Raw genomic sequence first — 15133 nt, 5'->3', positions numbered from 1 at the left:
GCGAAGACCTCAAGACAGTGAAAGAAGCCGGGCGGCCTGCGCCACGACGGCGCGCGGGTCCTTGGCCAGCAGGTCGGTGCCGACCTCGGCCTGCAGCCGGTCGGTGGCCGAGAAATGCGACAGGCCGACCAGCTCCAGCTGCGTCGCCAGGCGGCGCAGCCCGGCCAGCGGCAGCGACGACATCAGGCGCGTCACCCGCCCCGACACCGGGACTCGCCGGCGCACCGGCGGCAGCGCAAAGGCTTCGCCCAGCGCGCTGCGCACTTCGTCGAAGCTGATCGGCCGCGCGTAGCCAATGTGCAGCGGGCCGCGCACCTGGCTGCCAGCCTGCAGCCGGTGGCACAGGCGCAGCATGATGTTGGCGTAGTCGTCCACGTCGATCACCGACCAGCGCTGCGCGCCGCTGCCCAGCGCCAGGCCGCGCCTGGCCAGCCGCAGCAGGCCGGGCAGCGTGGCCGCGTCACCGCGGCCCAGCACGAAGCGCGGGCGCAGCAGGTAGGCGCCAATGCCACGCGCCTGCGCCGCGGCCAGCACCAGTTGCTCGGCCGCCAGCCGCGAGTGCGCCAGCGCAGTCTGCGGCGCCACCGGCGCGAGCTCGTCCACGCCCTCTTGCGCGGCCTGGCCCAGCACCGACAGCGAGCTGCCATAGACAATGCCCTGGCACGAGGCCGGCAGCGCGGCCAGCAGGCGCCGCGTGCCCTCCACGTTCACCGCTTCGAAGCTGGCCGCGTCGCCCACGTTGTGATTGGCCAGGTGCACCAGCACATGCGGCCCCGCGGGAAAGAGCTGCTCGACAGCGCCCTCCGACAGCGCCGGCAAGGCGCCGATGACTGGCGTGACGCAGGCACTCGCCACGCGGCTGCCCTCGCCTCGCACCAGCGCCCGCGCGCTGACGCTGCCGGGCGGCTCGGCGGCCAGCCGGCGCAGCAGCGCGCTGCCGGTGAAGCCGGTGGCGCCGGTGATGGCCAGCGCCAGCGGGGCCATGCGCGCGCCGCTCACCACACCAGCGGCAGCAGCCGTGGCCGGCCCTGGCTGAATTCGCGGTAGCCGGCCAGCGTGCTCATCAAGGCCTTTTCCTCGACCAGGATGCGCAGCACCACCGCCGGCACGAACAGCAGCACCAGCAGCGCGGCAGCGGGCCAGCTGAAGAAGAACAGCACCAGCCCCAGGTGGGCGAAGATCATCCCGGTGTAGGCAGGGTGGCGCATGAAGCGGTAAGGCCCGGTGTCGACGATCTGGTGGTCGCCGCGCAGCCGCACCCGGTGGGAGTAGAAACGGCCCAGCTCGCGGATCGCGTTGAGCCGCCACAGCACCGCGGCGACAAACAGCACAAAGCCGCCGGCCGCCTGGGCGCCGATGGCCTGCTGGGCCGGCGCCAGCGCCAGCGCGGCCAGCACCGTGACGGCCCGGCCGAAGGCATACAGCTCCAGCGTGCCGCGGTCCAGCCCGGTCTGGCCCTTGCCGATTTCACCGACGGCCACCCGCGCCTCCACCGCCAGCCAAAGCAGGTAGGCGCCGACAAAGGCAAAGGCCAGCAGCCGCGCCGGATCGGCCCAGGCCGACAGCCGCCACAGCGTGAGCACCAGGATGGCAGTGACAAACGAGATCGACAGGATGAGCGGCAAGCGCTCTTGCAGATGTTTCATGGGGGCTCCGGTTCGGTGGGGTTGGTCAATACAGCCCGGGCAACAGCAGGGCGGGCACGCGCCGCGCGTAGGCGGCGTATTCGGGCAGCAAGGCCATCAGGCAACGGTCCTCGACCAGCGTGCGCATCAGCACCGCGGGCGCCCACAGCAGCGCCAGCGCCGCCAGGGACCAGGGGTTGAAGAAGACCAGCGCAACACCGGCATGGGCCAGCAGGGTGCCGAGGTAGGCCGGGTGGCGCAGGCGCGCATACAGCCCGTGCTCGACCAGCGGCAGCGCCGGCACGCGGATGCGGTGGCTGTAGGCGGCACCCAGTTGGCGGATGGCCGTGGTGCGCAGCGCGATGCCCAGCGCCATCAGCGCCAGGCCAGGCAGCGCGGCCACGGCCATCACGTGGCTGGGCGGGATCAGCGCGGCCAGCAGCAGCGTGATCTTGGCGGCGGCGGCCATCTCCATCGTGCCGCGGTCATGGTCGGCCGTGCGCTTGCCGACCTCGGCGACCGACACGCGCGACTCCCAGCCCAGCCAGCCGGCATACAGCGCCACGGCCGCCGCGCAAAAGCTGGCCTGCAGCGTGGGCCCGAGCTGGTACAGCCTGTAGCCGCACAGCCCGCCGATCAGCACGAAGCCGCCAACGGTCAACAGCAGCGGCATGGCCGCGCGCAAGGCCTTGCCACGGGCCGCAGCCGCCACAGTCGGCACGGAAACCTGGGTCATGCACTCTCCTGGAAGTCTTGCGCGCCGGTGGCCACCAGGCCGCGCTGGAACAGCCGCACCGAGCGCGGCACCTTGTGGGGCGACAGGTAGCCGCGCGCAAACGTGACCAGGTCCTCACCCTGGATGGCCGCGCCGGCGCGCAGCACCACCGAGGCGTCGACGCGTTCGCCGCGCAGCGGGTCGTTGCGCACCGATGCCCGCGCGTCGGCCACCAGCGGATGGCGGCGCAGCACCGCCTCGATCTCCGGCAGGTCCACCATCTGCGCCGCGCTCTTGGTGAAAGGCATGGCCCGGCCGTCGAAATGCAGGTGGCCCTGGGCATCGAGGTGGCCGAGGTCGCCGGTGTGCATGCGGCCGCCCTTGAGGAAGCGCGCGGTTTCACGCGGCCGGCCCAGGTAGCCCTGCATCAGGCAGGGCCCGCTGACGACGATCTCGCCGACCCGGCCGGCCGGCAGCGGCTGGCCTTGCGCGTCCAGCACCGCCACCTGCACACCACCCCGCAGGCCACCCTGCAGCGGCAAACCCAGCGAATGCGGCTGCGCGCTGCCGCGGAAATTGGCACACACCAGCAAGGCCTCGGTCAGCCCGTAACCCTGGCTGGGCCGCACGCCCACGGCTTCTTCCACCTCGGCCATGGCCTCGGGGCTCATGTGGCTGCCGCCGGTCACCAGCAGCAGCTCGGGATGCAGCGCGCCGGCCTTGTGCCGGCCCGGCGAGCGCGCCTGCGCCACCAGCAGGCGGTAGATGGTGGGCACCAGCGAGGCACATTCGACCTGCCGCCGGCTCAGCAGCGCCAGCACATGGCGCCGCCCCGAGCCGGTGACCACGATCACATGCGCGCCCAGCGACAGCGGCGACAGCACGCTGGCCAGCAGCGCATAGATCGGGTGCAGCGGCAGCAGCGCCAGATGCACCGAGCCGGCCCGCACGCCGGCACTGGCCAGCAGGCCTTCGATGCAGGCGCCGTAGCTGGCATAGCGGTGCAGCACGCCCAGCGGATAGCCCAGTCCCTTGTAGGTGAAGTGGCAGCTGACCAGCGGATTGCCCGGCGGCGGCTGCAGCGCGCAGCGCCGGCCCTGCTGTTGCCCCACCCACTGCGCCAGCACCGCCACGCGCACGCCGTCAATCGCCTGCACCACAGGCGCCTGGCCCTGCAGCAGCAGCGCAAAGCCCACGCTGGGGCCCAGCACACGGGCCAGCATGCCGGCCTCGGCGACGATCACGCCCTTGGGCCTGGCATCGGCCAGCACCGGGGCCAGCTCGAAGGGCGTCAGGTCTTCGGCCACCGGCACGAACAAGGCCGACAGCGAAGCCAGCGCGTAGAACGCCGCCACCAGCTCCGGGCAGGCCGGCAGGGCCACCAGCACCGCGTCGCCCTCGCCCACGCCCAGCGCCTGCAAGGCCGCGCGCACATCCTCGATCAGCCCCTGCAGGCCGCGGTAGCTCAGCACCTGGCCGCTGGCTTCCATCTCGATGGCTGGCGCGTCCGGCCTGATCTCGACCTGCGCCAGCAGGCGTTCGATCGGGCCGGCCGGTGCTGCCGGACTTGCCGCGACGGCCGTCATCCCGCGCTCCGTTCCAGCACCGCAGCGCCGGCCTGCGGCGCCGGCTCGCGGCCGCGCTGCTGCTCGTAGGTGCCGGCGTCCACCACCTGGGCTTTGATCAGCACCTCGCCCAGCACCCGCTCGCCCTCCAGCAGCACGGTGCGCACGTCGGCCAGCGTCATCGTGTCGACCTTGCGCAGCGGCTGTGGCTGCAGGCGGTAGGCCAGGCTGGCCGCGCGCGGGGCCGGCTCGGCCAGGCGCAGCTCCAGCGCCAGCAGGTTCATCGGCAGGCCCAGCGGAATGCCCATCACGCCGTGGGCGCCCAGCATCACCGCCTGGCGCGCGGTCTCCAGCAGATACAGCGGGCCATGGAAGCCTGGCGCGCCGTGCGCGAAGCGGTGGCCGGCCGGTGGCGGCACCAGCGCCGTGTCATGGCCACGGGCGCCTTCGGCCAGCGGCCCGACCAGCACGTTGGCCGCATGCCGCTTGTGCAGCAGCTGCGGCTGGTCCACCGGGCGGACCGGCGCCGCGATGCCCACCGGCAGCAGCGGCGGCGCACCCAGCTCGATCTCGAAGCTGCCCACAGCCTGGCCGTGCTGCAGCACCTGGCCGCCAAAGCACAGCCCACCGGCCCGCGGCAGCAGCTCGATGCGCACCGCATGCTGCTTCTCGCAGAAGCGGCGGAACTTCAGCGCCAGCCGGCGCACCCAGTGGCCGGGCGCGCGGTGCAGGGCCAGCTGCACGATGCCTTCGACCATCAGGATGCCGGGCACATGGTCCAGCGCATGGTCGAAGAAATACGGGTCTTCCTCGTCCACCCGCAGCTCGGCGGACAGGCCTTGCGCGGTGCTGGCGATGGCTTGCAGCACGCCGAAATCGGGCATGGCCACGGCCGGCGGCAACGCAGGCACCGACATCGGCACCAGGCCCGGCCGCAGCGCCGCACCCGGCCCCTGCAGCAGGTCCAGCGCGCGGCGCTGGGCAGCGAAAAACGCCTGCAAGGCCTGGCCGGCCTGCTGGGCCCAGCGCGCCGCCGATGCGCCCGACTCAGTCGCCGGCGAGGCCGGCAAGCTCACATCGGCCGCGCGGCCATGCGGCGCAAAGCAGATCTCCAGCGGCAGCTGCGGCTGGCGCGGCACGGCGCTGAACGCCGCCTCCTTGTCCTTGTCCAGTACCCAGGCCTGCACCGGCTGGCCTTGCCGGCAGACCTCGATGGCCACGCGGCGCTCGGGCGCCAGCAGCGCCTGGGCCAGCAGCTCAACACCGGCCGCCTCGGCCAGCGCGGCCTGGTGCAGCTCGCAGCGCAGCCGCAGCGCAATGGTGGCCAGGTCCAGCCCGGCCTGCGCGCAGGCCGCCGGCAGCGCCAGCCCCGGCGCCAGCGGGCGCAGCAGCGCCAGCAGCGGCTCGCCCGCCGCGCGGGCCTGGGCCTCGGTCTTCAGCAGGAACAGGCCCAGGCCGTCCTGCGCGCCGGCCTGCTGCGCCTCCAGCGGGCTCTTGACCTGCCGCGCCGCGCCCAGCACCAGGGCCTGGCAGCTGCCGGCCAGCCAGCGCGGCGCCAGCCGCAGCGAGGTCCAGAAACTGCCGGGCTCGCCGGCCAGGGTTTCGTGAAAGCCGCGCAAGTCCAGGTGATAGGCCGGGTAGCCCGAGCACATGGTCGGCAGCGCCGAGGCAATCGCCTCGATGCTGGTCTCCGGCCCGTCGGCTGCAGCAGCCCGGTCGGCGAACAGCGCGGCGTATTTGCGCGACAGCCGCAGGCTCATCTCGCCACCGAGGTTGCTGGTCAGCACAATGCCGGTGGCCGCCGAGCCGCTGCTGCCGGGATGGCGGGCCAGCAGCTCGCGGGTCAGGTGGGTGGCCAGCAGTTGCAGCGGGTCCAGCCGGCGCAGGAAGTTCGGGCCCATGCGCAGGCCCTGGGCGTCCACCCGCAGCGTGGTCGGGAAGCGGCCGGCGGGCCACTCGCCGCCGCGAGCCGCCGCGGCCAGCGAAGCGGCACCGTTCACGCTGGCGAAGGCGGCCTCGAAGTCGACGATGGCCAGGGCCTCGGCGGGCGCGGCAGCTTCGACGGCGACGATCCCTGCGGCCATCGTGGGCGCTTCCTCCAGCACCACGTGCGCATTCGCGCCGCCAAAGCCGAAACCCGAGATGCCGACCCGCATAGGCCGGCCCAGCTCGCCCAGCACCTGGGGTGCGGTGGCCAGCGTCAGCAGCGTGTCGGCCAGGCCGGCATGCGGCGTGACCGGCAGGTGCGGAGGCAGCGTGCGCGTGGCCAGCATCTTCAGGCCCTTGATGACCGAGGCGATGCCGGCGGCGGCCAGCGTGTGGCCGATCAGGCCCTTGACCGAACCGATGGGCAAGGGCCGGTCGCGGCCGGCGCCGAAGAAGGCCTGCAGCGTGTGGATCTCGGTTTCGTCGCCCACCGTGGTCGCCGTGCCGTGGGCCTCGACATAGTCCACCGCGTGCCGGTCCAGGCCCTCGAAGGCGCGCTCATAGGCCAGCCGTTGGCCATCGGCACCTGGCGCGAAAACAGAACGCTCGGCACCGTCGGCCGCCAGCCCCACCGCGCGCACCAGGCCCACGACCTGCCGGCCGGCGGCGCGCGCCAGGTGCAGCGGCTCCAGCACCAGCGCCGCAGCGCATTCGCCAGGCACGATGCCGGATGCATCGGCGGCAAACGGCGCAATGCGCGAAGCCGGCGACAAGGCCATCAGCTTGGAAAAGCCGATGAACAGGAACGGCGGCATCAGCACGTTCAGGCCCAATACCACGACGGCCCGCGCCTGGCCGCTTTCCAGCAGCCCGGCGGCCAGGTCCAGTGCATACAGCGAGGAGGCGCAGGCCGTGTCCACGGCCAGGCGCGGGCCGCCCAGCTCGGGCGCCAGTGCAGCCAGCTGGGCCTCGGGCGCATGCGCCGGGCCGGCGGGCGCGGCCAGGCCCAGGTGCTGCGCCGCGTCGTGGCCGAAGTAGCTGGGGGCGCTCCAGGAAGTGGCCGCGACCAGGGCCACGCCGTCCAGCAGCAGCGGCTGGCCAGCGCGCGCGGCGTCGGCCAGCGCGGCACGCACCGCGTGGCGGCCGGCACGCACCTGCGGGTCGGCACTGTCGCCTTGGCCGGCCTCGGGCAGCGCGATCGTGAAGGCCGCGTCGGCATAGGCGCGGTCCGGGGTGCCGGGCGGGCCGAGGTAGCGCGCCCGCGGCACGCCCCAGCGGCCTTCCTGCGACTCGGCCTGGGCGACCTGCGCAGTCAGGATGCGCTGCCAGAAGGCCTCTACATCATTGGCACCGGGGAACAGGCCGCCCATGCCGGTCACTGCCATCGGCGGGCGGCGGCGGGTTGGCTCAGGCATGCACACCCTCCTCGGCCAGCGCGACCTGGGCCGGCACCGGCGTGGCATCGCCGTTGAGCGCATAGTCCAGCGTCGCCTCGGGGGCCAGCAGCACCCAGGGCTCGTCCTTGTCGCCCCGCGCGAGTTCGTCCTGCAGCTGGGCCACGCCCTGCGCCGTGCTGATGCCAGGCAGGCCCAGCCTGGCCATCTGCCGCACCAGCGAGGCCGAGGCCAGCCCGGCCTCGGACCAGACCGACCAGAGCAGCGCCCGCACCGGGTAGCTCGCCTCGGCATTCCATGCCTCGGCCACGGCGCCCAGCACCTCGTTGGCCGCCACGTAGTCGACCTGGCCCGGCGTGCCGGCATGCACGCTGAGCGAGCTGAACAGGAAGGCAAAGGCCAGCGGCTCGGCCTGCAGCAGTTCGCGCATCAAGGCCACCGATTCGGTCTTGCTGCGCAGCACGCGACGGAACGAGGCCACCGACTTCCTGGCCAGCAGCGCATCCTCGGTCACGCCCACGCCGTGCACCACGCCGTGGATGGGCCCGCAGGCCTGGCAGATGCGCGCCAGCGCGGCCACCATCTGCTCGCGCTGCGTCGCGTCGGCCGCTTCGTGGTGGCAACGGCCGCCAGCCTGGGCAATGCGCTGGCAGGTGGCGAACACCGCGCGCTGCCTGGCCACGCTGCGCAGGCGCTCGCGCAGCCGTTCGGCCGCCGGCCGGCCGCTGCCGTCCGGCGCCGCGTGCAGCTCGGCGATCAGCAGCGCGCGCAGCGCCTCCTCGGTGCCGGCTTCGGGATAGGGGTAGGCCGCCGGGCAGGCGGTGCGGCCGATGATGGCGATGCGGCACTGGTAGCGCGCCGCCAGCGCCACCGCCACCTCGGCGGTGATGCCATCCCCACCACCGAGCAGCAGCAGCGTGGACGACGGCCCGAGCGCCGGCGGCCGGGCCGGCCGCAACTCGCTGGGGCGGGCCTGCAGGCTGTGCTGGAACAGCCTGCCGCCGCGCAGCACCAGGTCCTGTTCGCTGGGGCCGGCACAGAACACGTCCATGGCGCGCGCCAGCAGGCCGGCATCCATCGCGCCGGCCGGCAGGGCCGCGTCTTCCAGCCAAAGCGAACGCACCCGCGTGGCCGGCCACTCGCGCGCCAGCGTGCGGGCCACGCCGCGCGAGGCCGTCCAGGCCGGGCCGGCATGGGCGCTGCCCAGCACGCCAAACCAGGCCAGCTCTCGCTGGCACAAGGCCTTGGCCAGCACAAAGGCGCCGGTGGCCGCGGCTTCGACGCCGGCCGACCAGTCGGTATCAGAATCGGGCTGCGCGAGTCCGCTGCCGGCCACGAACAGCAGCGCGCTGGCGCCGGCGGGAGCCGGCAGCGCCGCGGCCAGGCGGTCCACTTCGTCCATGCCGATGGGCGGCAGCTCCGGCTCGCTGCTGGGCCTGAAACCGGTGGCCGAGACATGCCAGGCATCGACCGCCACGCCGTGGCCCAGCAGCGTGGCGTGCAGTTGGTCGAACAGCGGGCCGGCGGCGCCGGCCAGCAGCACATGGGCCGGCCAGGCCGCGTGCGCCGGCAGCGGCACCGGCAGCGCCACGCGAACGTGGCGGCCCAGCCGCTCTGGCTGGCCCTCGGCGTCTTCCAGCCCCAGCACCCGGCCGCACAGCGCCAGCAGGCCGGCGACCGAGCTGGCATGCACCAGCTCGCGGCCAGCCACCGCCAGCGCCGGCCGACGCTGCACCAGCTCGTCGCACAGCTCGGCACGGGTGAACACGTCCAGGCCCAGTTCGCGCTCGAAGTCGGCGTCGGGCGCGATGGCGTCCGCCGCCAGGCCCTTGGCCACCGCAATGCGGGCGACGATCTCGTCGCGCAGCGCGGCCAGCGGCCCCTGCACCCCGGGCACCACGGCCGGTGCAGCACGGGTCATGGCCACAGCAGCTTTCGGCGCCGCCACGACCACAGGCCTGGACTCAGGCACCGGCGCCTCGGCCACTGCCGGTGGCATGTCGCCCAGTGAGGCGATCAGCGCCACGGCGTCCGAGATCCTGCGGCACTGGCGGAAGGCGTCGCGCTGGCTGTCGAGCTGCGGGAATTCATCGACCAGCGCAAACCAGACCTCGGCCATGGTCAGCGAGTCCAGCCCCAGTTCGCCTTCGAAGTCGCTGTCAGCCCGCACCATGGCTTCGGGGAAACCGGTCAGGTTGGCGATCATCGAGCGAAACCAGGGCTCGCTGCCGGCCGGGGCCGCGGGCGTCAACGGTCCGGTGACCAAGGGCGGCACAGGTGCCTCATGTGTGTGTGCAGGCGTTGGCGCCAAGACCGGCGGTAGCAATGCGGCCGATGCCGCCGCCGGCAGCGCCGCTTCCGCAACAGGCCGGCCCAGTACCGCCTGCTGCTGCGTCTGCAGGTAGCTCTCCAGCGCCTGCTGGTTGGCCTGCACCAGTGCCGTGAACAACTGCTGGCGCTCGCCGGCCAGGCTGCCTGCACACAGGTCCACCAACGAGGACTGTTGCTCGAAGAAGCGGGTCATGACCCGGCCGTTGACGTCGAGGAAGTGGTTCAGGGCATTCACGGGCGGAAGCGGCGGGAGGGCCGTGGCAAGAGGTGGGGAAGGCAGCAGGCGCGCGGCGGCCGGCGGTGACGTGAAGGCCGGAACGTCCAGCGCAAAGTCCCGCAGCGCAGGTCGCAAACCGAGCGAGACCAGGCGCGCCAGCAGTTGCAGCAGGTGCTCGCGCGGGTCGGCATTGCCGGGGTCGCAGGCCAGCGCCACATGCGGCCTGTCCTTCAGGATCTGGCCGGCCAGCTCGGTCAAGGTCCGGCCGGGGCCGACCTCCACGAACACGCGTGCGCCCAGGGCGTGCAGGTGCTCGACCGAGGCCTGCCAGCAAACCGGCGCCTCGACCTGGCGCGCCAGCAGATCGCGCACCGATGCGGCCGAGGCCTGGTGCGGCCGGGCGCTGACATTGGCCAGCACCGTGAGGCCGGCCGGCGGCTGCACCGGCGCGGCGGCCAGCACCGCCTGCCAGCGCGCGGCGGCGCTGGCCATCAGCGGCGAGTGGAAGGCGCAGGCCGTCTGCAGCCGCGTGCAGCGCAGGCCACGGGCCCGCGCCAGCGCCTCGACACGCGCCACCGCCGCGAGCTCACCCGAGACCACGCCCTGGCGCGGGCTGTTGCGATTGGCCAGCACGGCCCCCGGGCCGGCCTCGACCAGCAGCGCCTCGATGCTGGCGGTGTCGGCCAGCAGGGCCAGCATTGCGCCGGCGGCCTCGTCGCCCGCCTCGCCCAACAGCTGGCCTCGCGCCACGCTGAGCTGCAGCAGCGTGGCGGCGTCAAAGGCGCCGGCCAGCGCCAGTGCGGGCAGCTCGCCATAGCTGTGGCCGGCCGCAAAGCGGGGCGCCAGCCCGAGCGCCAGCAGCGTCTGCGCCAGCGCGATCGAGACCAGCCCGATGGCCGGCTGGGCGTGGCGGGTGTCGCGCAGCGCGGCTTCGGCGGTGGCACTGCGTGCGGCGTTGATCAGCGCGCGCCAGCTGCCGTCGGCGTCCAGCGCTGCCACACGTTCGGCGAAGCCGGGTAACACCTCGTTCAGCGGCGCCAGCATGCCCAGGGCCTGGCTGCCCTGGCCGGGGAACAGGAAGGCCAGCGCCGGTTCGCCCGGCGGCGAAGGATCGAAATACAGGCCGAGCCGGGCATCGGCGATGGCGTGGCCGGGCTGCAGCGCCGCGGCAGCATCGGCCAACAGCCGGCGCAGCGCTTCGGGGTGCGCATCGCGTACCAGCATCACGGCCGCGCAGGTGCCGGTTTCGTCGGCCAGCGAGGCCAGCGAACGGGCACCGCTGGCGACCTCCGCCAGGCGCTGCCGGATCTGCCCGGCGTGTTCGCCGCGGACGCACAGCAGCGCCGGCAGGCGGGACTCCAACCCTCTCATCTACCACTCCCTTTTGATTGAGGGACCTTTGGAAGCGAGACAGCTACTTCGAGGCCTTCCTGGCGCGTACTGCTGTTTACAGGGTAGTCACATGTTCGTCACAAATCTGTCTCACGTCACCCTGATACCTAGGGATGAAACGCGTCAGCCCCCTAGAAAAAAGTGGAATGTGTCATCTACATGACGCATGCGAGAGTGCGACTTCGCACGCCAGCCGTGCATACGGGGTGCTGTATGGCACCCGGGCCAGCGCCAGGCGGACGGCCGGACGACGGCACCAGCGCATGCCCTACAGTCCGGCCGATGCACGACTTCTCCACCCTGCAGCTGGACACGCCGCGCCTGTTGCTGCGCCCACTCCAGCCCACCGACGCGCCCGCGTTGTTCGCACTTTTTTCCGACCCAGAGGTGATGCGCTACTGGAGCAGCGGCCCATGGACCGAGATGGCGCAGGCGGACGCGATGATCGCCAGCGACCAGCGCCAGCTGGCCGAAGGCAAGGCGATCCGCCTGGGCCTGATCCGGCGCAGCGACGAGGCCATGATCGGCACCTGTTCGCTGTTCAGCCTGGTGCAGGACAGCCGGCGCGCCGAGCTTGGCTATTCGCTCGCGCCTCACGCCTGGCGCCAGGGCTACGTGCAAGAGGCCGTTGGCGCACTGATAGCCTGGGCCTTCGGTCCGGCGCTGAACCTGAACCGGCTGGAGGCCGACATTGACCCGCGCAACGTCGCCTCCGGCCGCAGCCTGGTGCGACTGGGTTTCCAGTGCGAAGGCCTGCTGCGCGAGCGCTGGTTCGTCGCCGGCGAGGTGTCGGACACGGCCATGTACGGCCTGTTGCAGCGGGAGTGGCTGGCCGCCCGCCTGGCCTCGTGATACGGTCACCCCTCTGTTTTCACTCGAACCAACAGGAGACCACCTTGCAGATCAAGTTCAGCAGCGTGCCGGTGGACGATCAGGACAAGGCCCTGGCGTTCTACACCGAGGTGTTGGGTTTCGAGAAGTGCGCCGACATCCCGATGGGCCCGCAATACCGCTGGCTGACCGTGACGGCGCCGGAAGGCATGGCAGGCGTGGAGCTGGTGCTGGAACCCATGGGCTTCCCGCCGGCCAAGGTCTACCAGCAGGCGCTGTTCGACGCCGGCGTTCCGGCCACCGCCTTCATCACCAGCGATGTGCATGCCGAGAAGGCCAGGCTGGCCGCCAAGGGCGTGCGCTTCCGCGGCGAGCCGGTCAACATGGGGCCCATCATCGCGGTGATGTTCGAGGACACCTGCGGCAACCTGATCCACCTGGTGCAGCCGCTGGTGGCACCGCCAGCGCCCTGACGCATGGGCGCCGCCGAGCTGCAGGCCACCGAGTTTGTCGAGGCCAACGGCACACGGCTGGCCTGCAGCGTGCAAGGGACTGGCCCGGTCGTGCTGTACGCGCATGGCCTGTTCTGCAGCCGCGCGGTGGACAGTCAGCGAGGGTTGGTCGATTTTTCTCCGGTGGCCGAGGCGGGTTGCCGGCTGGTGGCGTACGACGCCCGCGGCCACGGCGACTCGCGCGGCGGCGAACGGGCCGAGGCCTTCCGCTGGTCTTCGCTGGCCGACGACCTGCTGGCCCTGGCCGATCACTTTTCGGCCGGCGCACCGGTCTCTGTCATTGGCCTGTCCATGGGCACCGGCACTGCGCTGCATGCCGCACTGAAGCGGCCCGCGCGCTTTCGCAAGCTGGTGCTGACAGCACCGCCCACCGCCTGGCACACCCGCGCGGCGCAGGTCCAGGTCTACCGGAAGCTCGCAGCCGTGGCCGCCAGCGGCAAGGTGGCGCTGCTGGAGAAAGCAGTGGCCATGGCCCCGGTACCGCCCATCTTCGCCAACAGCCCACGCTCCTCGCCGCTGGAAGCAGTCGCACTGCCAACGCTGCCATTGGTGCTGGCCGGCGCAGCGGCCTCGGACCTGCCAGCGCCGGCCGCGCTGCGCGGCATCCAACAGGCCACGCTGATCCTCGGCTGGGACAGCGACCCAGCCCATCCGATCTCGACCTCGACAAAACTCGCCGGGCTGCTGCCAGCCGCCGAGCTGCGCATCGCCACCAGCACCGCCGAGGTCGGCACCTGGGGCGTCCAGGCGGCCGCATTCTTGCGGAACTGATCCAAAAAAGGCGGCCACGCAGGGCCGCCTCAACTGGTTTTCAGCGCCGCTGTTGCAAGCGGCCTGACCCAGGGTCCAATCGACAATCAGTTCACTTCAGCAGCAGGTTGGGCAGCCACATCGAGAACCCTGGCACGTAGGTGACCAGGCCGAGCGCGACGATCAGGCCGCCGTAGAACGGCCAGATGGTCTTCATCACGGCGCCGACCGAGATCTCGCCGATGGTGCAGCCGACGAACTGCGTCGTGCCGACCGGCGGGGTGTTCAGGCCCAGCGCGCAGTTGATCAGCATCACGATGCCGAACTGCTCGGTGCTCATGCCGAACTGCTGGCAGATGGGCAGGAAGATCGGCGTGCAGATCAGGATGGTGGCGGCCATGTCCAGGAAGGTGCCGAGCACGAACAGGATCACGTTGACCCACAGGAAGATCACCCATGGCGAGCTGCTCACCTGGCTCAGCATCTGTCCGGTCAGTTCGGCCACGCCGTACAGCCCGATCAGGTAGCCGAACATCGACGAGATGCCGATCAGCAGCAGCACGGTGCCTGTGGTCTTCACGGCCTTGGCAGCGGCCTTGAAGAACTGCTCACGCGTCAGCTTGCGGTAGACGATGGCCGACAGGAACAGTGCCCACAGCACCGCCACCGAGGCCGACTCTGTCGCCGTGAACGCGCCCGACAGGATGCCGGTGATGATGATCAGCACCACGGCCAGGCCAGGCACCGCAGAGCGGAACGAGGACCAGACGATGGCCCAGCCCGGGAAGGTGCCGGCCGGGTAGCCGCGCTTGACAGCCACGCCATAGGCCGCGGCCAGGTTGCACAGCGTCAGCAGGATGGCCGGCACGATGCCGGCCAGGATCAGCGCCGCAATGCTGACCTTCCCGCTGGCGGCCAGCGTGAAGATGATCAGGTTGTGCGAGGTCGGCATCAGCGCGCCGACCAGCGAGGCATGCGTCGTGACGTTGACCGCGTAGTCGGCGTCGTAGCCTTCCTTCTTCATCTGCGGGATCAGCACAGCGCCCATGGCCGACACGTCGGCCACCGGCGAGCCGGAAACGCCGCCGAACAGCGTGCAGGCCAGCACGTTGCTCATGCCCAGGCCGCCGCGCACATGGCCGGCCAGGCTCTTGGCGAGGCCCACGATGCGGTCGGCAATGCCGCCGTACATCATGATCTCGCCGGCGAAGATGAAGAACGGGATCGCCAGGAACGAGAACGGGTTCATGCCCGAGATCATTTGCTGGAAGCCGACCGCCAGCGGCAGGCCTTCGTACAGCAAGGTGGCCAGCGAAGACAGGCCGATGGAAAACGCGACAGGCACGCCAAGCAGCAGCAACAGCGTGAAGCTCACGCAAAGAATGGTCAGTGCCATGCCGGCTCCACCTCGGTACCGCGCAGCAGCGCAAAAATGTGTTCCAGCGAGAACATGGCCACCAGCACGCCGGCCAGTGCCGGCGGGGCGTACTTGAAGGCTTCGGACAGGCCCAGCGTGGGGATCTTGTAGCCCATGACGGACTCGGCCAGCAGCGCGCACTGCCAGGACATGATGATGCCGAAGACCAGCACCAGGCCGTGGATCAGCAGTTCCATCTTCAGGCGCAGCCAGTCCGGTGCCAGCACCAGGAAGGACTCCAGCCCGATGTGGCCGGCGTCCCGCACGCCCACCGCCATGCCCAGCATGGTCACGTACAGCACCAGCAGCACCGCGCCGCTCTCGGCCCAGGTGGGCGTGTCATTGAAGACGTAGCGGCCGATGACCTGGTACAGCACCGCGACGATGAGCAGCACCAGGCCGCTCACGCCGATGACCAGGCAGCCCCGGGCAATGCCGGTGCACAGCCGGGTGTACAG

General features: G+C 71.8%; 11 protein-coding genes. 3 read left to right on the top strand and 8 right to left on the bottom strand.

Features of this window, described 5'->3' with window-relative positions:
- Positions 1 to 9 precede the first annotated feature (9 nt).
- The 6 genes from AC3WR5_RS12545 to AC3WR5_RS12520 are packed head-to-tail and all read right to left on the bottom strand — an operon-like array spanning position 10 to position 11144.
- Positions 10 to 999 (bottom strand): NAD-dependent epimerase/dehydratase family protein, encoded by a 990-nt coding sequence (locus tag AC3WR5_RS12545; protein WP_492484825.1) that lies wholly within the window; start codon positions 997 to 999, stop codon positions 10 to 12.
- A complete protein-coding gene (locus tag AC3WR5_RS12540; RefSeq protein WP_231010879.1) occupies positions 996 to 1646 on the bottom strand; it encodes a methyltransferase family protein in 651 nt (216 codons plus the stop codon). Before AC3WR5_RS12540 ends, AC3WR5_RS12545 begins: the two co-directional genes overlap by 4 nt.
- Positions 1647 to 1671: 25 nt before the next feature.
- Entirely contained in the window at positions 1672 to 2361 is a 690-nt protein-coding gene (locus AC3WR5_RS12535; RefSeq protein WP_492484822.1) for a methyltransferase family protein, read from the bottom strand.
- The gene (locus AC3WR5_RS12530) at positions 2358 to 3926 is read right to left on the bottom strand and encodes a class I adenylate-forming enzyme family protein (RefSeq protein ID WP_492484820.1); all 1569 of its coding nucleotides are present in this window, start codon (positions 3924 to 3926) and stop codon (positions 2358 to 2360) included. The genes AC3WR5_RS12535 and AC3WR5_RS12530 overlap by 4 nt, the downstream gene beginning before the upstream one ends.
- Complete coding sequence (locus AC3WR5_RS12525; protein ID WP_492484819.1) at positions 3923 to 7246, bottom strand: beta-ketoacyl synthase N-terminal-like domain-containing protein; 3324 nt, start codon at positions 7244 to 7246, stop codon at positions 3923 to 3925. The genes AC3WR5_RS12530 and AC3WR5_RS12525 overlap by 4 nt, the downstream gene beginning before the upstream one ends.
- Complete coding sequence (locus tag AC3WR5_RS12520) at positions 7239 to 11144, bottom strand: acyltransferase domain-containing protein (protein WP_492484818.1); 3906 nt, start codon at positions 11142 to 11144, stop codon at positions 7239 to 7241. The genes AC3WR5_RS12525 and AC3WR5_RS12520 overlap by 8 nt, the downstream gene beginning before the upstream one ends.
- Positions 11145 to 11447: 303 nt before the next feature.
- Between AC3WR5_RS12520 and AC3WR5_RS12515 the strand changes: the two genes are divergently transcribed.
- The 3 genes from AC3WR5_RS12515 to AC3WR5_RS12505 are packed head-to-tail and all read left to right on the top strand — an operon-like array spanning position 11448 to position 13279.
- The gene (locus AC3WR5_RS12515; protein WP_492484816.1) at positions 11448 to 12017 is read left to right on the top strand and encodes a GNAT family N-acetyltransferase; all 570 of its coding nucleotides are present in this window, start codon (positions 11448 to 11450) and stop codon (positions 12015 to 12017) included.
- A 44-nt stretch (positions 12018 to 12061) separates the two neighbouring features.
- Positions 12062 to 12469 carry a VOC family protein gene (locus AC3WR5_RS12510; protein ID WP_492484814.1) on the top strand — a complete coding sequence of 136 codons (408 nt, stop codon included), beginning with the start codon at positions 12062 to 12064 and terminating at the stop codon, positions 12467 to 12469.
- 3 nt (positions 12470 to 12472) lie between these two features.
- A complete protein-coding gene (locus tag AC3WR5_RS12505) occupies positions 12473 to 13279 on the top strand; it encodes an alpha/beta fold hydrolase (RefSeq protein WP_492484812.1) in 807 nt (268 codons plus the stop codon).
- Between the two features lie 91 nt (positions 13280 to 13370).
- On the opposite strand, the gene AC3WR5_RS12500 is transcribed toward AC3WR5_RS12505, so the two are convergent.
- A complete protein-coding gene (locus AC3WR5_RS12500) occupies positions 13371 to 14654 on the bottom strand; it encodes a TRAP transporter large permease (RefSeq protein WP_492484810.1) in 1284 nt (427 codons plus the stop codon).
- Positions 14645 to 15133 (bottom strand): TRAP transporter small permease, encoded by a 489-nt coding sequence (locus tag AC3WR5_RS12495; protein WP_141288192.1) that lies wholly within the window; start codon positions 15131 to 15133, stop codon positions 14645 to 14647. The genes AC3WR5_RS12500 and AC3WR5_RS12495 overlap by 10 nt, the downstream gene beginning before the upstream one ends.

It is taken from the genome of Ideonella sp. FW305-24 (genome assembly GCF_058788035.1).
The sequence above is the reverse complement of the archived record's forward strand: the minus strand, read 5'-3'. Positions and strand labels throughout refer to the sequence as shown.